The sequence below is a fragment of the Streptomyces sp. NPDC086787 genome, from assembly GCF_044745865.1.
In the GTDB taxonomy this organism is placed as follows: Bacteria; Actinomycetota; Actinomycetes; order Streptomycetales; family Streptomycetaceae; genus Streptomyces.
Window position 1 is genome coordinate 1 of the sequence record NZ_JBIVBC010000028.1, and the last position, 20,434, is coordinate 20,434.

The window sequence follows — 20,434 nt, forward strand, 5'->3', positions numbered from 1 at the left end:
ATCCGGAAGTCGTGCGCGTACACGAAGACCGTACGGCCCTCCACCGTGCCCCAGCCGGTGACGACACCGTCGGTGTACGGCTTCTTCGCCTCCAGTCCGAAACCGGTCGCCCGGTGCCGGCGCAACTGCTCGACCTCCTGGAAGGAACCCGCATCCAGCAGCAGAGCGATCCGTTCCCGGGCCGTCAGCTTCCCCTTGGCGTGCTGCGCCTCGGTCGCCTTCTCGCCCGGGCCGGCCAGTGCCTGTGCGCGGATCGCGTGCAGCTCTGCCACCCGGCCGCGGATGTCCGCCGGCCCGGTGTCGGGCGCGGCGGAGGCAATCGTCGTTGACATGTGGTCAGGTTCCTTCCCTCAAGCCCGAGATCCGTCACTGCCAGCTGCGCGGGGCCCGGTAGGAGTGCGGCCTCCTCCACCACCGGGAGCCGTTGACCGGGCGTCCCGCCCCGCCGTCGCGTGCCTGCGCGGCGAGCGCGAGCAGGACGACGGTCAGCGCGGCCAGTTCCTCGTCGCTCGCCCGTCCGCGCTCGATGCGCAGCGCCGGCCGGCCTTGGCCCGATTCGTCCATGGCCCCCTCCTCAGTCCTTCTCGCCACCGTGCGGCGCAGCACCGGAGAAACGCTCCTGCCCGGCTTGAGAACCGGCCCGGACGGTGTCCGGCGGGACCGGTGACCAGCGGTGAAAGCCGGGTCCGGCAGCCGGTGGTGGAGCGGAGCCGGCGGCCGGCGGGCGGGATTCGTGACCGGTGGAGCCGGCGGCGGGCAGGACCGTGACCGGTGGGGCCAGTGACCGGTGGGAGGCCTGCGGCCGGTGGTGGACCGTGGCCGGTTGAGGGACCGTGCCCGGTGGAAGGCCTGCGGCCGGTGGTGGGGTCGTGGCTGGTGGGGCTTTCTCATGTGTCCTTGGTCTGTACGGACCGCAGGCCCCGGGCCAGGGCCCGTGCGCTGGCGGCCGTCCCGCCGACGCCGGTCATCACCACGGCCACCTCCCCGTCCGCGTCCGGGCCCGTGCCGGGTCCGGACGCGGCGCGGCGTGCGATCTCGTGGGCCGCGCTGCCGCCGGGCCCGCAGCCGCCCAGGACGAGGCGGCGGTCGGGGGCGAGCATCTCGCGCAGTACGGACACCGACACGTCGCCCGCCGGTCCCTCCATGCGCAGGGCGACGATCCGCTCGGGTCCCTGGTGGTCGCGGGCGAGGGCCTCGTAGGCGCCGGGCGGCACCCCGGGCACCGCGATGAGGCAGATGACGTCCGACAACGGCTCCCCGGGGCGCAGTTCGGCCAGGGCCAGGCCGCGCGGGGCGGGGGAACGCGGGGCGGCGCGGGGCACGTCGCAGGTGCGCAGCGGTTCCAGTACCTGGGCGACGGTGCACTGCGGGTCGCGGTGGTCGGGCAGGGAGCGCAGCAGTTGCACGCACTGCGACAGTGTCGCGGAGGCGTCGCCGTCGGCCAGGGCAGCCCGGTCGTACAGGCCGGTCAGCAGCAGGCCGCCCTCGGGGCTGTGCTGGGCGACGAGGGTGAACGGCAGGGTCGTGTCGCCGCTGACGCTCTGCGGGGCGTCCACCTGGACGCCCATCTCCCGCAGTTCGGCCAGGAGCGCCTCGGGCAGTTCGGGCCGGCTGTCGAAGACGACGACCGTGTCGGCCGGTTCGCCGTCCTGGTCCCGGCCGTCGAGGGCGCGGATCCGGTCGGCGGGCAGCCAGGCGTGCGCGATCAGGTCGAACGCGGTGTCGCGCATCTGGTGCAGCAGGTCGGCCAGGGGGGCCGCCGGGTCGACGGTGACCGTCATCGGCAGCGGGTTGCCGAGCAGTCCGGGGATGCCGGCCGCGCCCTGCATCGGCACGTCCCGCCCGGACAGGTGCACGTGGAAGGTGACCGGCAGCGGCCCGGTGGCGCCCGCCGCCCGGTACAGCAGCAGCGCCCACACCACGTGCAGCGCGCTGCTCTCGCCGACGCCGCGCATCGCCGCCCAGGACCGCAGGCGTGCGGTCTGCGGGGGCCGCAGCCGGCGTTGCAGCCGGCCGGGTCCGGTGTGCCCGGTGGGGCTGCCCGGGCGGCCGGGCCGTACAGCGGCGGCGGATACGGGTGCGGTGGCGGGTGCGGGTGTGGTTGTGGGTGTGGTTGTGGGCCAGAAGGCGTGTGCGGTGGTGGTGTCCTGGCGGGCCAGCCAGCGGGCGTGGTCGCGTATGTCGGGGCGGCGTTCGCCGCCGGGCAGGACGCCGCCGCCGGCGTAGGCGCGGAAGAACTCGCGCAGCAGGAGGTGGACGCCGCGCTCGTCCAGCAGGGCCCGGTGGTAGGTCAGCAGTACCCGCACCGGCGCCCGTTCGGGCGGCAGCCGGTCCTGCGGCTGCCAGGTGTGGGCGGTCCAGTCCTGTGCGGCCGTGCCGGGCGGCGCGTCGAGCAGGGTCGCCCGCAGCAGGCCGGGCCGGTGCAGGTCGAAACCCCGCGCCCGGTCCCGTTTGACCAGGTCGCTCCAGGTGAGGGTGGAGTGTGCGTGCCGTACGACCTCGATCTCGGCGCGGTCGTGGAGCAGCAGGCGCGGGGCGGCCGTCCAGTCGAAGGACGCCCGCAGCACGGCCTCGCGGTCCACGAGCGACTGCCAGGCCATGGCGAAGCGGGAGGTGTCGAGCGGCCCGGACCAGTTCCAGAAGAGCTGTTCGACGTGGCGGCCCGGTGCTCCGGCCGCGGCGGCGAGGATGAGTTCGCGCTGGTGCCCGGTGACCGGGACGATGCCCTCGACGCCGGGCAGCAGGGCCAGCACGTCGGCGAGGAGTTCCGCGGTGAGCGGCTGCGGCCGCGCCTCGCCGGGCCCGGTGGGCAGCAGGCTCAGACGGTGCCGGCCGCCGTCGTCGTCGCCGACGGTGACGGAGTAGGCGCGGTGGCGTTCGGCGAGCCGGGCCGCCACGCTCTCGGCGCCGGCGGTGCCCAGCGGCCCGCACAGTTCCAGCACGAGGGGGCAGCCGGGGGCGCTGCGGCCCGGCTTGTGGACGACCGCGAGAACGGTGTCCTCGGAAAGGTGATGGCTGCTCATCCGCTGTCCCGGTTCATCGCCCGCCGGGGCTCCACCGCCCCGGGAACCCCGGCGTCCCGGCGGGCCGCGGCACGGCCTGGGCCGGCACCGGCTCCTCATGCAGCCGGTACGGCCCGGACGGCCGGTGCAGCTCCTGCGGTGGGTGCGGCTGCTGCGGCTCGTTCGGCCGGTGCAGCTCCTGGGGTGGGTGCGGCTGGTGCGGGGGCGGGTTCTGGGGTGGGCGGGCGGGGCGGTGGGCGGCGCTCACCAGGTAGCGGCCCTGGACGAGGTGGGCGGCGAACGCCCATGGGGGGGTGTGTGGCGGCTCGTCGGCGAGGGTGATGCGTCCCTCGGCGTCGCGGCGGAACCCGAACGCGGCGAAGCGGCGCCGCATGCCCTGGCCCAGGGCCTTGGTGTACGCCTCCTTCAGCGTCCACAGCTGCAGCAGCCGCAGGGTGCGCTCGGCTTCGGGCAGGGTGGTGAGGGCGGCCGCTTCCTGGGGCGTGCACACGTACTCCCCCAGCAGCTCGAAGGGCGCCTGGCGGCCGACGGGTTCGGCGTCCACCCCGATCGGGCCCGTGCTGCTGAGGCCGACCACGATCAGTTCGTCGGTGTGCGCGAGGCTCAGCGCGAGTTCCTCGCCGAGCCCGCGCAGCAGGGGCCGCCCGCCCGGCTGGTAGGCGAGGTCGAGGGTGTCGGGCGGTACCTGGAGGACGGCGCCGGCGGCGTACTTCATCACCACCCGGGACACGGCGAAACGCAGCCGCCCGGCCACGGCGCGGGTCTGCCGGTAGCGCGGCCAGTCGTGGCCGAGCAGCGCGCGCAGCCGCGGGTCGAGGAGGGTGACGGTGAGCCACTCGCCCCAGGTGGTGTGGACGACGGCGGCCCCGGTCAGCTCCAGCGCGTCCACGGCCGCCTCCCACGGCCCCTCGGGCCCGGCGATGTGCACCGGCAGCGGCAACGGCGGCAGCGGTGGCCGCGGGGGCGGGGGTGGTGCGAGGTCTGCGGGGCCGGTCATGGCCATGGCCTGCTCCTCGTCTGCCTGACCGGTCCCGGGCCGGTCCCGGGGCGGTCTTCCCGGTCGGTCCCGGGACGGGGTTCGTGAGTGGTTCCGGGGCGGTTCACCACAGTGACTTGGTGGCGTACACGTCGCAGTCGATGCCGCTGCTGCTGCGCCGGGCGAGTTCCGCCCATACGGCGTCGCGGGGATCGGCGGGCACGGGCGGGCGGGGCAGGCCGAGCCGTTCGGTGATGCGGACGAGTGCGAGCAGCGCCCAGTCGGGGCTGCTGAGGAAGGTGGTGTGGTCGGCGGCCCGGCGCACGCCGAGTACGGCGGCGGCCAGCAGGACGAGGGCCTGGCGGTCGGCCAGGGCCCGTGCGGCGGGGTCGGCGGGCGGGGCGGTGGCGGCCGTGAGGCAGGGCGTGCGCAGGGTGCGCCGTTCGGTGCGCAGCCGGCGGGCGGCGCGGGCGAGCGCGCCGTCCTCGCCCTCGGCGGGGCGGGCGGCGGCCGCGGTGGCCAGCGCGGCGGCCAGTACGTGGTGGCCGGCGGTGTCCTCGGGCAGCGGGCCGGGAGGCAGGACGGTCCGCTCGCCGATGCGCAGCAGGGTGGTGGCGTCGGCGGGCGGCTGTCCGTCGGCGGCGAGGGCGGGCAGGGCGGTGACGAGCCGGTCCCGGCAGGCGGCCGGGTCCGGCCACCCGCCGCCTGCGGTGAGGTCGGCGCTCAGCCGGGCGAGGGTGCGCTGTTCGAGGCCGGCGGGTGTCAGCCCGGTCTCGTTCAGGACGAGTTCGAGGTCGTTGTGGATGCCGGCGAGCAGGAGCGGGACGACGTATCCGACCGCGGCGGTGAGCGGGGCGGTGGCTTCGGCGGGCAGGTCCAGGCAGCGCAGCGCCACGGCCGTCAGGCTCTCGCAGGCCAGCAGGTCGGCGAAGTCACCGGCGAGCGTGCCGTGCCACTGCCGGGCGGTGCCGTCGTCCCCGCCGGGGTTCTTGACGGCGTATACGGCGGTGCGCAGCACGGTGGCGGTGGCCGCGAGCAGGGCCGCCGGGCCGAGCAGGGCGGCGAGTTCGGCGGGCCGGGCAGGCGCCGGGCGGGCGGTGCCGGTGGTGGCGAGCAGCGGGCGGGCGGCCCAGGCGTGGCCGAGGGCCGGGCTGCGGCGGAAGAGGGGGCGCAGTACGCGTACCAGTTCCTCGGCGGTGGTGAAGTGGCCGCCTGCCGTGGCCGGGAGGAACTCGGCGTGCAGGTCGGCGGGGGCGGGCGGGCCGTCGGTGCCCTGGAGGGCGGTGAGTGCGGGCAGGCCGTAGCGGTTGGCCGGGTCGGCGGGGTCGCCGAGCTGGGCCTCCAGCCGTACCGCCCGCAGTGCCACGTCCACGGGCGGCGGCAGTTCGGCGTAGCCGGCTGTGCGGCGGCGCTCGCGGGCCGGTGGCGGCCCAGCGGCGGTGGTGGTGGTGTGCTCCCCGGTCGGGACCGGTCGGGTGAGGGCCATCTCGGGCCTCCTCATCGCAGACGGCGGACGGCGCTCTCCGCATGCCACTTGGCGAGTCCGAGCGCTTCGTTGCTCGCGCGCCCGAGCCACTCGCGCACGTAGCGGCGGGCGTCCGCAAGGGTGGCTTCCTCGCCCAGGACCGGGGCCACGGCCTCTTCCCTGAGCATGACGTGGTGGGTGCAGCCGGCCCGTACTCCTGCCGGTTCGGGCAGCAGGTACCACTCGCCGACGTGCGCCGCGATCAGTTCGGGCGTGCGCGTCTGCTTGAAGACGATCCGCCCGGCGTGCGGGAAACACAGGCGTACGGCCTCGGTGGTGACGCTCTCGCCGGTCTCCTCGGCGCAGGTGTCCATGGCGGCGAGCTGGACGCCCGGCTGGTCCTCGGTGACGCTGGTCCACTCGACGTGCCCGATGGTCTCGGCCCAGTTCTCGATCCGGTAGAGGAAGTCGTAGGCGAGTTCGAAGGGGCCCTCGACGAGCACGTTGTCCTCGAAGGAGAGCAGCAGTTCGTCGAGTTTCTCCCAGTGCTCGGCCATCGTGCGTACTCCCTCGAGGCGGGCGCGGACGTCGGTGTGCGCGTCGTTGCCGCCCGGGCGGTCGGGGCCGGCCGGCGGCAGGTCGTGCCGCAGGGTGACCAGGCAGCGCCCGCCGTCCGCGGCCTCGACGCTCCACGCCCCGGTGGTGGGGGCGTCCGGCCAGAAGGTGTCCTGCTGCTCGAACTCGATCAGCCGGGCCTGCGGTCTGAGCACCCGCCGGATACGCGAGGAACGGACATGGCCGGCCGTCACGTCCCACATGCGCAGGTGTTCGGTGACCCCGTCGAAGTCCATCCGCTCGACGTGCACATGGGAAGCGAGGAACACCGGCCAGCGCACGGCGTCGGCGAGCATGCCGTAGACGACACCGGCGGGAGCGGCGACGGAGATGGTGTGCTGGGCGAACTGCCCCTGCCCGGTCGGCATGCCCGTCCCCCTTTCCTCCCCGTCCTCCTCCATGTGGGCCTGACACTGAGCCAGACGCCTTGAGCGGCACTCGAACCGACACAGAACACCCCCACCCCCGGCCACACCGGACCACGCGGCCGTGCGGACCGCGGGGCCGCACCGGACCGCAGGGCCGTGCGGGCCGCGGGAGCCGTGCGGGCCGCGGGGTGAGCCGTGGGGCCGCCCGCGGGGTGAGCCTTGGGGCGGGCGTGGGGCGGGCCGTGGGGGTGTGTGCGTTCAGCCGATGGCGGTGAGCCGTCCGGAGCCGGCCGCGGGCGGCACGCCCTCGGGCCCGGCCATGAGAATGGACCGCTGGAGCTTGCCCAGCACGGGCGAGGGCTCCAGTCCCAGGGTGCGTACCAGGGTGGCGCGCAGCCGCTGGTAGGCGTCGAGGGCCTCACCGCGGCGGCCGGAGCGGTACAGGGCGAGCATGTACTGGCCGCACAGGCTCTCGTGGGTGGGATACCGGCTGACGAGCACGGTCAGCTCGGCGAGCAGCTCACGGTGCCGGCCGAGCCTGAGGTCGGCCTCGATGCGCTGGTCCAGCGCACACAGCCGGCCCTCCTCCAGCCGCTTGACCTGGGTCTGCAGATGGGTTCCGGCCTGCACGTCGGCCAGAGCGGGCCCGCTCCACAGCGCGAGTGCCTCACGCAGCCGGCGGGCGGCCCCGGGATAGTCCTCGGCGTCCATGGCCCGGTATCCCATACCGGCCAGCCGCTCGAACTCACGGACGTCACTGGTGCCCTGGCCGCTCTTGAGGAGATAACCGCCCGGCACGGTCAGCAGGACGTCCTTGGCCGAACGCGGCTCAGCCCCCTCCCCACCCCCGTCCCCGGCCTCGTCCCCGCTTCCGCTCTCCAGCGCGGCGGTGATCATCTCCCGCAGCTGGAGAATGTACGTCTGCAGCGTGGGCCGGGCACTGCGCGGCGGCTTGGCCCCCCACAACTCCTCGCTCAGCGTGTCCACATGCACGACCTGGTCGGCGCCGAGCGCCAGCAGGGCCAGCACCTGACGCGGCTTGGGAGCCGTCGGGGTGATCGAGACGCCCTTCTCCCGCACGGCGAGTGTGCCGAGTATGTCGATGTCCACGCCGGTCTCCCCGTCGCTGCCCGTGCCGCCCCCCTGGGAGCGGTTTCCTAGCACCCCGAGTAAAAAACAGCACGCGCGGTATGTCAATACCGTACCGGACTCCCTGCTTGTCCTCGACGCGGGCACGAGGCGGGTTCAAGTCACGGGCAGCACAAGGGATATAACGCCATGAAAGCGGGCGGAGCCGAGTGCAGCGAACAGCACTCTGCCGTACTCGGCGCACTCTTCACCAGACCGGGCAGACGGTTTTGCTTGGCGGGGGCAGCCAACTCCCCTGCACCAGCCGGGACGTTGCACCGCCAGGGGCGGCGCACCCTCCCGCCGGACGGCCCGGGCGGGCGCCTGCCCCGGGCCCGCGGTGCGCGTCCGCCCGGGCCGGCCACCGCCCGCGCGTTCACCCCGCACCGTGCCCCTCGGGCAGGACGTGACCGGGAACGGCCCCTGCGGGACACGCAGGCGGCCTGCGGCCGCGGCCCGCGCGGGAGCCTGCGGCCACGGCCGCTCTCGCAGGCGGGCGGCGCGTACGGCCGCCCGCACGGGCGGGGTGCGAGGCAGGCCGGGGCGCGCAGCAGGCGGGGCCGCGGGACGGGAGGCACCTCCGAGGCTCCCGGGCTCCCGGATCTCCCGGGCTCCCGGGCTCTCGGGCTCTCGGGCTCTCGGACCGGCGCGCCGGGAGCAGGGAGCGGGGAGGCCCGCCCGGCGGCCGCCGCGGCCCACGGACAGCATTTCGCACCGCAGACCCGGCAACCCCATGACGGGAGCACTGCCTGCCCGTTGGCCCGGGTCCGGTCCTGTGACGAGGTGAAGAAGCGGAGCCCCCGGGCCGGTGCGGACGCGGAAAACAGGCGAACGGCGGGCCGGCACGCACCACTGCCAGCGGCCGGTCACCGGCGCACCTGCGGGGCCGGTGTTCCGCGGCCCGCGGGTGCAGTACGGGCACAACCACGCGTCCCCGCCCGGCTGCCCGGCTGCCCGGCTGCCGGCCGCTCTGCCGGGGCCGCAGGGTGCGCCGCGCAGGCCGGACCGGTCGGCTTCACCGGGCCACCGGCCGCCGGCACGGCGCCGGCCGGTGGCCCGGTCACGGCGGTGCGGTGACCCTGCCGCCGCGGCAGCCTCACCGCCCGGGTGGCCGGCGCCGCCGCGGCAGCAAGGTCACCGGACCCCGCCCGCGCCCGTCACCGTCGCCATCGCCTGCTGCGGAAAAGCCGCGAGCCGCGGCAGGACGAAGGCCCAGAACTGGGCCGCGCGTTCCTCGCAGAGCCAGTCCCGGTCCGCGCCGCCGAGCACCTCGAAGCCGACCGTGGCGGCGGCGATCGCCGCCGCGGCACCCTCCGGCGAGACGTCGTCGGCGAGTTCGCCCGCCTCCCGCGCCTCGGCGACGCGTTCGTGCACCCAGGTACGCCACCACGCAAGGACACCCGGGCCGTTCTTGCGGGAGGGGTCGCTGCCCAGCCGGAAACCCGCCCGCACCACGGGATCGGCGGCCATCGCCACCAGCAGCCGGCAGGTCGTGCCGACCAGCGACTCCAGCACCGTCCCCGACGAGGACCGCGCCTCCCCGGCCATCTTCTGGACCAGGTCCGCGGCCGCGTCCTCCACCTCCCGGGCCAGGAAGTCCTTGCTGGCGAAGTGGAAGTGCAGGGCCCCGGCACTCACACCGGCCCGCCGGCTGATCGAGGGAAGAGAAGCCATCGCATACCCGTCGGCCGCGAACACCTCGGCAGCCGCGCGCACCAGGGCCTGGCGCGTACGCGCCGCCCGTACCTGCTTGACCATGGCACCTCTCCTCCCGGACCCCCTCCACTAAACCGCACCCCGGGTCTGTTTCCATGCCGTCAAGACCGGGGAATCCCACCGGATCAAGCACGCCTCAAGGCAGACTCCACACAGACACGGCCACGCGCCCGCCCGGGCCGCTCCCATAGCCGCAGATGGGCAGGGTCATACCCGCACGGCCGAGCAGATCACAACCTACCCGCGGACCAGGCAACAGACAACGCATTAACCGCCCGGATGGTTTGTTTATTGTGTGAAGAGCCCCGCCGGACGAGTCACCCGACGCACCCGCCCCCACCCACCCCGGCCACCAGCCCCGGCACCAACCCCGGCCCCGCTACCGCCATGCCGCTGCCGCCGCTGCCGCTGCCGCTGCGAAGGCAACGCACGGCGCGGCCCGCAACCCGGCCGCGGGGGGCAGGGGTGGAGGTGAGGGCGGTGGGGTGAGGGCGGGGGTGGAGGTGGGGCCGCTCATCCGGCGACCCGACCCGGCTTCGGTCACCCGGCGGCGGGTACCGCGTCCGCGCCGGCCTCCGCCTGCGCGGCCAGCTGCTCGCTCTGCACACCGACCACCCGCGCGCGCTCGGCGCTGACCACCAGCCGGCCCAGCACCGCGGGCACCGCCACCGTGGGCAGCAGATGCGCGAAGAGCGAGGCGATCCGCTCCTCCAGGTCCTCACGCCCGGCCAGATTGTGGGAGTAGACCTGCACGCCGGTCCAGGCCGCCGAGAAGATCCACGCACTCTCGGCGGGATCGACGTGCGGCAGGAGCTCACCCTGCCCCTTGGCCTCCGCCAGCAGCTTCTCGGTGGCCCCGATCCACCCCCCGATCAGCTGCGGCCCCAGCAAAGCACCCATCTCCCCCTCCAGGGAGAGCCGCGCCGCACCGCTGACCAGCGGATCACGGCGCATCCGGTACGCCGTCAGCAGCCCCAGGTCCACCAGCTCCTGGAGCTTGCACACCTGCGGCGGAAGCAGAAGAACGGAGAACTGCTCCGCGAACACCCCCTCGGCAAGCGCCTGCTTGGAAGGGAAATGAAAATACAGCGCACCCTTGGTGACACCGGCCCGGGTGAGGATCTCCCCGATGGTCGCGGCCTCGTACCCGCGCTCGTCGAACACGGACGCCGCGGCCTTCAAGATCGCGTGCCGGGTACGGATCGCACGCTCCTGCTGCGCCACGAGCCCTCCTGCTGTCGTTGCCGGCGGACCTCGCGGATCCACCGTCTTTCCGTCCCCCCGGTCCGCCCCCCTAGAAACCAAACCAGGTAGTCCGTATTTTCACAACCTGGCCCGGGTGCAAACACCCCGGCCGGACCGGATCCGTGTACGGCACCGCGAAAGGGCCCGCACATGACACGAGATCTTCTCATCACCGGAGCAAGCGGCTTCATCGGCCGGCACGTGATGCGCGCCGCGCTCGCCCTGCCCGGACTGCGCATCCGGCTGGTCCGGCACACCACCGCCCCCCGCACACCCCCCGGCCACCGCGTCCGCACCGTCCACGCCGACCTGCGCGACCCCGCCTCCCTGCACGGCCTGTGCGCCGGCACCGACACCGTCCTGCACTGCGCCTCACTCATCCACGGCAGCGAAGCAGACCTGCACGCCGTCAACGACACCGGCACCCGGGCCCTGGCCGCCGACGCACTGCGCCACGGCGTACGCCGCCTCGTCTACATCAGCACCGCCGCCGTCTACGGCCCCGGCCCCTTCCACCACGCCCACCCACACACCCTCACCCCCCACCCCCACTCCCCCACCAGCCGCACCCGCGCAGCCGCCGAAACACACATCCTCGCCGCCGGCGGCACCGTACTGCGCCCCCACCTCGTCTACGGAAACGGCGACCGATGGGTCATACCCGCCCTCGCCACCCTCCTCACCACACTCAACGCCACCATCACCTGCACCGCCCTCCACTCCGCCATCGACGCCCCCACCCTCGCAACAGCCGCCCTCACCACCGCACTCCACCCCCACCACCTCCCCGGCACATGGCACCTCAACCACCCCCAACCCGTCACCGCCACCGACCTGATGACCACCACCCTCACCCAACTCCACCCCCACCCCACCCCACACAACCGCCTCACCCCCCAGGAAGCCAGAACCCGCCTCCACAACAACCCCACAGCAACCCACCACCTCAACATGCTCACCACCGACCACTGGTTCGCCAGCGAACCCATCTGGCACCACCTCAACCTCGACCCCGGACCACACCCCATCACCACACTCACCCACCACACCCCCTGGTACCGACAACACCTCAACCCCCCACCCACCCACTGACCACAACCCACCACAGGAAGCCGAAAACCGAAACGGAAGGCGAGAAGCCGGACACCGAGACGGAAGCCGAGAGGAGGGCAGCCCCGCCACCCCAGCAGCGGCAACCCCCTGACACCCACCGGAGACGAACACCCCCCAGACGCAGCCCCCACCACACCCAGCACCCGGCCGCAGACCGGAAACCCCGAACAGCCACTCCGCCCCCGGCCGGCCCGACGGCACCCCCCACACAGAAGCACGCACCACACCGAGCCACAGACGGGACGGCGGACGGCAGACGGCAGACGGCAGACGGCAGACGGCAGACGGCAGACGGCAGACGGCAGACGGCAGACGGCAGACGGCAGACGGCAGACGGCAGGAGGTTCCGTCACTTCGGCAGCAGCGGGAGTTCCCTCCGGGTTCTGGACGGCGCGTACGACGGTACGCAGCACGGTGGCGGTGGCGGTGGCCGCGAGCAGTGCCACCGGGCCGGGCAGGGCGGCCAGTCCGGCAGACCGGGCAGACGCCACGCGGGCGGGACCGGCGATGGCGAGCAGCGGACGGGCGGCCCAGGCCCGGCCAAGGGCCGGGCAGGCTGCAGCAGAAGAGAAGACGCAGCACGCACAGTCCCGCCCCCGGCCGGACCGGCCCACCACCACACAAGCACCCCACCCCACCCCACCCCACCGCAGCGCGGCGAGGCGAAGCGGCGAAGCGGCGAAGCGGCGAAGCGGCGAAGCGGCGAAGCGGCGAAGCGAGGCAGGTGAACCACGGTCGCGCCGGACCGGGGTGCAGTCCAGCACGTCGCCGCTGGAGGGCAGGGCAGCGTCGGCGATGAGGATCTGGGTGCCCGCGGCCTCGGCGGCCGGGCGCAGCACGCCGTCCGGGCCGGCGAGGCAGCGAGGCAGCGAGGCAGGTGAACCACGGGGCCGGTCCCACCACCACACAAGCTCCCACCGCGCCGCACCCCGCCGCACCCTGCCGCGGCGCGGCGGCGGCAGGCGGGCCGTGGCAGCGGGCGGGGCGGCGGGGCGCGGTGGGGTGGGAGCCACGGCGGGGCGGGGCGGGGTGGGGCGGTTGTGTCATCCCAGCAGCAGCGGCACTTCCCGGTGGCCGTTGGAGATGAACGACTCCAGCGGGCGCAGTTCGTCCACGTCGACGGCGAGCCGCAGGCCGGGGAAACGGGTGAACAGGGCACGCAGGGCTGTCTCCGCCTCCAGCCGGGCCAGCGGCGCCCCCACGCAGAAGTGCACACCGTGCCCGAAGGCGAGGTGGTCACGGCGGGTGGCCCGGGTGACGTCGAAGCGGTCGGCGTCCGCGCCGTGCACCGCACGGTCCCGGCCCGCGCCCGCGAAGGAGATGACCATCGGCTCCCCCTTGCCGATCACGACGTCCCCGACGGTCAGTTCCTCCACGGCGTACCGCAGGATCCCGCTCGCACCGGGCGCCTCCACCCGCAGCGCCTCCTCCACCGCGTCCCCCCAGCTCGCCCTCCCCGAACGGACCAGCTCCAGCTGGCCGGGATGCGACAGCAGCAGACACACAGCGTTGTCGAGGAGATTCACGGTGGTCTCGTAACCCGCGGTGAACAACAGGATCAGATTGTCCACGAGTTCCTTCTCACTCAGCCCACCCCCGCCCCCGCCCCCGTCCCGGTCCCCGTCGCGGACGGCGATCAGCGCGCTGGTGAGGTCGTCCGCGGGACGGCGCCGCTTGTGGGCGACGAGGTCCCCCATCGTCCGGTACAGATCCACCTGGTTGCGCCGCGCCGCCTCCTCGGTCGCAGCCGTCTCGAAGAACCCCCCGATGATCCGGTGCAGAGCATCCTGGAACTGCCCCGGAATACCGAACAGATCGATCAGCACCTGCGTGGGCAGCCGATGCGCGAACGCACGGCGGAAATCCACCACCCGCCCCGCCGGCACAGCCGCCAGCTCATCCAGCAGCCCCCCGCAGATCTCCTCGACACGAGGACGCAGCCCCGCCACCCGCCGCGCCGTGAACGCCGACGCCACCAGCCGGCGCAACCGCCGGTGCTCCTCCCCATAAGCAGTGACCATGTTCTGCACCGACACCCAGATCGCCAGCGGCCACGCCCCGGACACCTCACCACTGATCCACGCCGGCCAGTGCCGGTAGGCATCCTTCGACACCCGGGGATCCGCCAACAGCCCCTTCACCACCTCATGACCCGTCACGAACCACGCCTGAACCCCCCCGGGAAGCACCACCCGGCTCACCGGACCACCTTCCCCCAGACGAGCCGCCTCCCCCTGCACATCCCGGCCCACCGGATCAATCACATACGGACACCGCCGCTCACGCGTCATCACAACCCCCAACACTCGAACGAACGTTCACCAACAGGCAGAAACAACACCCGAAACAAACCGCTCACCTGGTTTGAATCAGAGAGGCACCCCCGGGATCAGGACGGAAGACAGCACCCCGCACCGGCACACCGCCGGTGGCATATTCCACACGGATCCACCCCCGAACGGAATGAATGCCACCGGTTTCATCAGGGATCACCCCCGGATCGGAAAAAGATCTCGCACGGCCGGACCCAGCCCGGCAGCACCGCCACCGTCTGACGTGAACATTACCTGGGAGCCTTGAAAAGAAAACCGGTAGGTTCGTATCTTATGGAGCGCACTGGCCCTTCCTCACCCTTCGGCAAGAGCGGAGATCCAGATGACCACGCTCACCATCCAGCAGGAAAAACCCTCCCTGCCCACCCCCGGCACCCCACCCCCCACGCCGGCCGCGCCGGCCGCGTCAACCGCACCGCCCGCACCCTCCGCGCCGGCCGCGCCGCCCGCGCCCCCCGCACCCTCCACGCCAGCCGCGCTCTCCGCGCCGCCCGCACTCTCCGCGCCGGCCGCGCCGCACCTGACCACCACCGTTCCCCGCGAATACGTCCACCGCTCCTCCCACGCCGAGGTCTTCCTCACCGGCTGCCACCGCCACACCGACACCCACTTCACCCTCACCGGCCAATGGCCCCGCACCCACACCTTCTTCACCACCCCCGACCGCACCAGCCACGACCCCCTCCAAGCAGCAGAAACCATCCGCCAGACCGGCCTCTACCTCGCCCACGCACAATTCGGCGTCCCCCTCGACCACCACTTCCTCATGTGGAACATCCACCTCACCACCCACCCCGAACACATGACCATCCACAACAACCCCAGCGAACTCACCCTCACCGCCCACCTCACCCACACCCGCAAACGCGGCCCCCACCTCACCGAATTCACCCTCCACATCACCATCACCCGCCAAGGACACCCCTGCGCCACCGGCGGCGGCCGCTTCACCTGCCTCACCCCCGCCACCTACCAACGCCTCCGCAAACACACCACCCACACCCCCGAACACCACCGCACCCACCACCCCAGACCCACCCCCACCACCCTCGGCAAACACCACCCCTTCGACATCGTCCTCGCCCCCACCCACCAACCCCACCACTGGCTCCTCAACCCCGACCCCCGCCACCCCATCCTCTTCGACCACACCACCGACCACTACCCCGGCATGATCCTCCTCGAAGCAGCACGCCAAGCCACCCACGCCCTCCTCCACCCCACCCCCCACACCCTCACCCACACCACCGCCCACTTCCACCACTACGCCGAATACCACACCCCCTGCCACATCACCGCCACCCACACCAGCACCAACGACCCCAACAGCAGCACCAGCAGCACCAGCAGCACCAGCAGCCCCAGCCCCAGCAGCACCCCCACCACCGCCACCATCAACATCACCGCCACCCAAAACACCCAAACCATCTTCACCGCCCACATCACCACCACCCCCACACCCCCACCCCACTAACCCACACCAACCCACCAGCCATCATCGACGAGACGGCCCACACCCCCGCTCGACCCGACCACGCCAAACCCGTTCCTCCACCTCACAACCCCGCGCTACGAACAGGACTCGAGGACGGCCACCTCGAACCCACCCCTCAGACACCGGGCAGAGACCCTCTCCAACGACGTGTCGCAACCATGAGGACCGACCGACCGGTCCACCACACCAAAGCCCTCACACCCACTGGCGACACCTGCGCACCCACCAGCAGCACCAACTGCCCGGCAACGACAACGACTCCGGACACCAGCCAGTCACAGAACCCACCAGCAACACAACCGCAGACCGGAAACGCGAGCCCGCCAGGCCAGACCAACCAGAGCCTCCAGAACACCAACCGTGAACTCGACACCGATGGCCAGCCGATCGTGGACCTACACGCCGCCGTGCCCTGGAAGAGGACTTGGAGCCACATCCGCTGACGGGCACGGCCACCCCCGGAGGAGCCTGCGCCGGCCGCCTGCCCGTTCACGGGCGGGGATCCTCCTCCTGCGCAACGCCGGCCTCCGGAGCCATGGTGCGCTTCCCGCGGAGTTCCTCCGCGACTTCGTACGCCCGATCCGGGTCGTAAACCGTCACCGTCCTGGCCGGTGAATGCATCACCGTGGCCCGGGTCGCGTGCTGGTAACTGCGGACACCGTGGCGGACAGCCAGCTCGTCGACCGCGCCGACGGGCACGTGCCACAGAGCAGCCAGGTGTGACCGCGACCACCATTCCCCCGGGCATGCGAAGTTCCGGTCGACCTTCACCCGATACTCCACCCCTACACCAGCCGAACCGAACTGGCTGGTCAACCAGGCAAGCAGTACCTCCGCGCCGACCTGGGACACCGGGGCCCCAAACCCCGGCTCGCACTCCACCGTCCCGCCACGCAGGTGCAACACCACTCTGAGCGACTTCCGCCGGCCCAGCCTGAGCCCTTCGACAACGACGACGCGTCGCAGATCAGCCCCAGCAACGATCGACGAACGCAAGAAACGCGCAATCACGAGTTGTTTCACATCCCCCCCAGAGCGGAACTCGATCCACCGCACCATCGTGGCCGACACCGTGAACATCAACCCCAGAGCAAGCCCGATCACAGCCAGAGCCATCAGCCCGACACAACCCCAGACGATGACCCAAAGCACCCCGGACTCCGTGACCACAGCGATCACCAGCAACGGCAGCAGCAAAGGAGCCGCCACCCACAACGGCACCACGACACTCCCGCCCAGCGCGACACCGAACTCCCGGACTCGACTCGGCACGAACACCAGCCGACCACCCCCTGCCGTCAACAACACAACTCCCGCCAGCGGGTCCGCGCTTCGAGCAGCCATGAACCAAATGTAGGCATCAGCCCAGACAAGCGTAAGAGGCCTGAACAGCACAGCAACTCCACCTCCGCGAGCCCCCCATTCACCGCCCATCACGGACCCCGATCGACCGGCCCGCACCCCGATCACCCACCGCGTCGCCCCCACACACGCCGATGCCCCCGACTCGCTTCCGGTGACGCCCCGGCTGCGACCGCCGTCTCGGGCGTGATCTCTGTGAGCACTTCGGCGACCCTCTCCCGCGTGATCCGCAGGCGCTCAAGCCCGTACCTGGCCAGCGCCAGCCCTACGGACAGCTTGGCAGCCGCGACTACCAGTTCCTCCACCCGAACTCGGCCGCCGCCTCCCGGACTTCCAGCTCCTCGAACAGTGAGCCCATTCGCCAGCCCTCGGGGCTTCCACCTTGATCCTGGACACCGGTTGTCATGCAGCGATGGCCACGTAGTCGATCTCTGTTCGAAGGCGACCGGCGCGAGGTAGCCGATCGTGGAGTGCCTGCGCTGGTGGTTGTAGAAGCCGAGCCAGCGGAAGACTGCGAGGCGGCCGGCTCGTGCGGTCGGCCACCCACGCCGGCCGGGAAAGATTTCGCGCTTGAGCGAGGCGAAGAACGACTCCGCGGCGGCGTTGTCCGCGAAGGTGCCGACCGCTCCCATGACGCCGTCCAACCTGTCCGCCGCGAGTACGGACGGCCGCGTTGAGCGCGTCGGTGACGAGCTCGGCCCGCATGTGATCGGCAATCGACCAGCCCAGCAGGCGACGCGAGAACACGTCGATGACAGTGGCCAGATACAGGAACTTCCCGCCGGCGATCGGCAGGTAGGTGATGTCGCCGACCCAGGCCCGGTCGGGGGCGGATGCGGTGAAGTTGCGCCGCAGCAGATCGGGCACGGCCTGGGCGGCGGGGTCCGGGACCGTGGTGCGGTGTCGCCGTTTCAGCCTCCGTCCCTGGATACCGTGTTGGCGCATGAGCCGCTCGACGCGCTTGCGGTTCACCATCGCACCGCCCCCGCGGAGCTCGGCGGTGATCCGCTTGGCACCGTACGTCTTCCCGGACTCTGTGTGGATCTTGCGTATCCGCCGGGTGAGCGCGGCGTCGGCGGCCTTCTTCGCGGCCCGCGCCGGGGCTGTCTTCAGCCACCGGTAGAACCCGGACCGGGGCAGACTCAGCACAGTGCACAGCCGCTTCACGCCAAAGGCGTCGCGATGGTCGGCAACGAACTTGAAGCGGCTCACCAGTTCGTCCCGCCCGCAAAATACTTGGCCGCCCGGCGCAGGATGTCACGTTCCATCTCCAGCTCGCGGACCTGCTCACGCAAGGCCGCGATCTCAGCGTCCTTTGTGGGCTCCGCGCGAGCCTCGGGACGCTCGGCGTTCTCCGCGCTCTTGATCCACTGCCGCAGCGTCTCGTGGCTCACGCCGAGCTCGGCGGCGATGCGTGAGACGGGCCGGCGCGACGAACGGGCCAGTGCCACCGCGTCCGCCCGGAACTCCGCCGAGTATTTGTAGGTCCCCACACGGGACTCCTCTCCCTGGACTCAAAATCCAGTGTCGAGGTGTCCACGATCAAGGTGGAGGGCCCTTCTTGAGATCTATCAGGAGTGGTTCACGAGATCCCGTCCGATCGAGTCGAGCTGGCGGGATCTTGCAGTTTTCGGGGGCGGTTCGGACGTCGGCCGGGGCTTGCGGATCGGGCCTTCCGGAGGTGGCCGATGCCGTGGAGCGCGCGGTGGTGTGACTGCGGGACCGGGACAGTCTCGTGGCGGCGGTTGGTGTGGCTGTTCACTTGCGGGTCATCGGGGTGTCCCGGGTGGGAGACGTCCGATCGGCCGGGCTGCGGAACGTTCCGGTGGGGCGGGCGGAAGTTCCGCGAGGGCGGCCTGGGGCAGGTGCTCGCCGTGGGTCGTCTGGCAGTAGACGTCCAGGATGAGCAGGTTCGCGCTGGTCACCACCCCAAGGCTGACGCCCGCCATCTCATATACAAGGGAGCCAAGTTGGCGGCATTCCCCTCACACTGTAGGAGGTGATCATGGAGTGGGCAGGCCGGACCCGCACATCCCGCGCCCGTGATCACCGACTCCATACTTCTCGGATGGACATACCAAGGGCTTCCTGGCGTAACACCACGCACGACTGGGCGAGCACCGTCGACCTCGACCACCTTGAACACATCCGCCAAAACCCCGCCGATTCGCCCCCGGCGGCCTCCGGCACCTGGTTTTCAAAGTCGTCGCCTATGCGGTGGACGAGGCCGAGTGCAGCAACAGCGGACACTGCCGCATCATGCTCCACTCCGACGGCTCCGTAACCATCGCCGACGACGGACCGGGCACCGACACACGCCTCGACGAACACGGCCAGGTCGTGAAGAAGCCGGTCATGGCGACGAAGGACCTCCGCTTCTTCGACCACTCCGACGCACCACCACTACCCGACGCCCACCCCCGCCGTGGCATGTCCGTCGTCGCCGCACTCAGCACGTGGCTCGTCCATACCAACCGCCGACGCAACGGATCCTGGACCCAGCGATACGAACACGGCATCCCCACCACCGACCTGGAACCGATCACCAACGACGGCACGACCGGGACCACCGTCCATTTCCTCCCCGACGAGCCCCTGCGTGCGGCTCACGACTTGACGGCCGACGGCCTGGCACGACTCGCCGCGGCATGGCCACAGCTCTTCTCCTTCGAAATCGACGACCGGCGCACGGCTTGAGTCATCCCCCGCAGCCACCACCGCGCCCAACCCTCTGCCGCCGAGTAACGACCTACCCGCAACAGGCAACGATCTCCGCAACCCTTCCAAACACCCTGATCAAGCCCACTCAAGAACAGCCCTCGGGCAGGGGGCAAACACAGTGCAGGCACGGTCTCGGTGATCATGTGAGTGTCGAAGTCCCATGAGTCATCCGCACTGCCAAGGACGGTATGCCTGCTGACGGCATCCGTCCAAACTCAGGAAACAAGTGGAAGAGCCGGGGGCAGCAGCTCATGAGCACGGCGACTCACCGCCTGGTCCGCGGAGCGTCGACAGCTGTCGGCTCGGCGATGCCGGCACCTCACCGGGGACACCGCCCACGACGCCGTCGACCACGGTCCCGACCGGCCCGCCGCCGAAGCCGACTTCCGTCCCGCTCTCGGCGTGATTGCCCGCGCTGGCGATGTCGCCCGCCAGGCTGACGCCGTCGTGGATGGCCGTCTGGGTCGTCGCCAAGGTCATCGACATGCCAGGTTCCCGAGCTCGTCGACGGCCACGACATCAGGCCCGACCAGGCCCGCCTACAGGGCAGGAACGTTGTCCCCGGCGAACCCCGCAGATCCGGTATTAGCGACCGTGGTGATGATCCCGCTGGCGTCGACCCTCCGGATGTGGCGGTTGTCGGTGTCGGCGATGTACAGGCTCCCGTGGGCGTCCACGACTCCCTGCGGGGAGTACAGGCCAGCCTCCACAGCAGGCCCGCCGTCCCCAGAGACCGTCGAATATCCCGTACCGGCGTACGTGGTGATGATCCCGCTGGGGTCGACCCTCCGGATGCGGTGGTTGAGGGTGTCGGCGATGAAAACGTTCCCGTGGGCGTCCACGGCGACCGCCTGGGGGCAGTAGAAGCGGGCCT

16 protein-coding genes and 2 pseudogenes are annotated in these 20,434 nt (G+C 71.9%); 3 read left to right on the plus strand and 15 right to left on the minus strand.

Annotated features, from left to right (window positions below; translation table 11 throughout):
- The 9 genes from ACIPK3_RS32945 to ACIPK3_RS32985 all read right to left on the minus strand — a co-directional run.
- On the minus strand, positions 1-332 hold a 332-nt coding region (locus ACIPK3_RS32945; RefSeq protein ID WP_402575713.1), incomplete at its 3' end, for a carboxyl transferase domain-containing protein.
- Between the two features lie 34 nt (positions 333-366).
- The gene (locus tag ACIPK3_RS32950) at positions 367-564 is read right to left on the minus strand and encodes an acyl-CoA carboxylase subunit epsilon (protein WP_402575715.1); all 198 of its coding nucleotides are present in this window, start codon (positions 562-564) and stop codon (positions 367-369) included.
- A gap of 323 nt (positions 565-887) precedes the next feature.
- Positions 888-3,023, minus strand: a complete 2,136-nt coding sequence (locus ACIPK3_RS32955; protein ID WP_402575717.1) for a condensation domain-containing protein — start codon at positions 3,021-3,023, stop codon at positions 888-890.
- A gap of 13 nt (positions 3,024-3,036) precedes the next feature.
- Entirely contained in the window at positions 3,037-4,026 is a 990-nt protein-coding gene (locus ACIPK3_RS32960) for a 4'-phosphopantetheinyl transferase family protein (RefSeq protein ID WP_402575719.1), read from the minus strand.
- 97 nt (positions 4,027-4,123) lie between these two features.
- On the minus strand, positions 4,124-5,485 hold the full coding sequence (locus ACIPK3_RS32965) for a hypothetical protein (protein ID WP_402575721.1): 1,362 nt from the start codon (positions 5,483-5,485) through the stop codon (positions 4,124-4,126).
- Positions 5,486-5,496: 11 nt separating this feature from the next.
- Positions 5,497-6,447, minus strand: coding sequence for an SRPBCC family protein (locus tag ACIPK3_RS32970; protein ID WP_402575723.1), 951 nt, complete (start codon positions 6,445-6,447; stop codon positions 5,497-5,499).
- Between the two features lie 258 nt (positions 6,448-6,705).
- Positions 6,706-7,557, minus strand: coding sequence for a BTAD domain-containing putative transcriptional regulator (locus ACIPK3_RS32975; RefSeq protein WP_402575725.1), 852 nt, complete (start codon positions 7,555-7,557; stop codon positions 6,706-6,708).
- Positions 7,558-8,709: 1,152 nt separating this feature from the next.
- Positions 8,710-9,333 carry a ScbR family autoregulator-binding transcription factor gene (locus ACIPK3_RS32980; protein WP_402575727.1) on the minus strand — a complete coding sequence of 208 codons (624 nt, stop codon included), beginning with the start codon at positions 9,331-9,333 and terminating at the stop codon, positions 8,710-8,712.
- 498 nt (positions 9,334-9,831) lie between these two features.
- On the minus strand, positions 9,832-10,515 hold the full coding sequence (locus tag ACIPK3_RS32985; protein WP_402575729.1) for a ScbR family autoregulator-binding transcription factor: 684 nt from the start codon (positions 10,513-10,515) through the stop codon (positions 9,832-9,834).
- A 171-nt stretch (positions 10,516-10,686) separates the two neighbouring features.
- On the opposite strand from ACIPK3_RS32985, the gene ACIPK3_RS32990 reads away from it, so the two are divergent.
- The gene (locus ACIPK3_RS32990; RefSeq protein WP_402575731.1) at positions 10,687-11,628 is read left to right on the plus strand and encodes an NAD-dependent epimerase/dehydratase family protein; all 942 of its coding nucleotides are present in this window, start codon (positions 10,687-10,689) and stop codon (positions 11,626-11,628) included.
- A 1,064-nt stretch (positions 11,629-12,692) separates the two neighbouring features.
- Here ACIPK3_RS32990 and ACIPK3_RS32995 read toward each other — a convergent pair.
- Positions 12,693-13,808, minus strand: coding sequence for a cytochrome P450 (locus tag ACIPK3_RS32995; protein WP_402575733.1), 1,116 nt, complete (start codon positions 13,806-13,808; stop codon positions 12,693-12,695).
- Positions 13,809-14,304: 496 nt separating this feature from the next.
- Between ACIPK3_RS32995 and ACIPK3_RS33000 the strand changes: the two genes are divergently transcribed.
- On the plus strand, positions 14,305-15,456 hold the full coding sequence (locus ACIPK3_RS33000) for a ScbA/BarX family gamma-butyrolactone biosynthesis protein (RefSeq protein WP_402575735.1): 1,152 nt from the start codon (positions 14,305-14,307) through the stop codon (positions 15,454-15,456).
- Between the two features lie 510 nt (positions 15,457-15,966).
- Here the strand turns inward: ACIPK3_RS33000 and ACIPK3_RS33005 are convergent.
- From ACIPK3_RS33005 to ACIPK3_RS33015, 3 genes and pseudogenes are all read right to left on the minus strand, one after another.
- The gene (locus ACIPK3_RS33005) at positions 15,967-16,821 is read right to left on the minus strand and encodes a hypothetical protein (protein ID WP_402575737.1); all 855 of its coding nucleotides are present in this window, start codon (positions 16,819-16,821) and stop codon (positions 15,967-15,969) included.
- 437 nt (positions 16,822-17,258) lie between these two features.
- A pseudogene (locus ACIPK3_RS33010) lies at positions 17,259-18,332 on the minus strand (IS3 family transposase); the annotation flags it as partial.
- A gap of 276 nt (positions 18,333-18,608) precedes the next feature.
- Entirely contained in the window at positions 18,609-18,764 is a 156-nt protein-coding gene (locus ACIPK3_RS33015; protein ID WP_402575738.1) for a hypothetical protein, read from the minus strand.
- Between the two features lie 334 nt (positions 18,765-19,098).
- On the opposite strand from ACIPK3_RS33015, the gene ACIPK3_RS33020 reads away from it, so the two are divergent.
- Positions 19,099-19,536 carry a hypothetical protein gene (locus ACIPK3_RS33020; RefSeq protein WP_402575740.1) on the plus strand — a complete coding sequence of 146 codons (438 nt, stop codon included), beginning with the start codon at positions 19,099-19,101 and terminating at the stop codon, positions 19,534-19,536.
- Positions 19,537-19,809: 273 nt separating this feature from the next.
- On the opposite strand, the gene ACIPK3_RS33025 is transcribed toward ACIPK3_RS33020, so the two are convergent.
- Positions 19,810-20,046, minus strand: a complete 237-nt coding sequence (locus ACIPK3_RS33025) for a hypothetical protein (protein WP_402575742.1) — start codon at positions 20,044-20,046, stop codon at positions 19,810-19,812.
- A gap of 53 nt (positions 20,047-20,099) precedes the next feature.
- Positions 20,100-20,434 (minus strand): annotated as a pseudogene (locus tag ACIPK3_RS33030) (Teneurin-2); the annotation flags it as partial.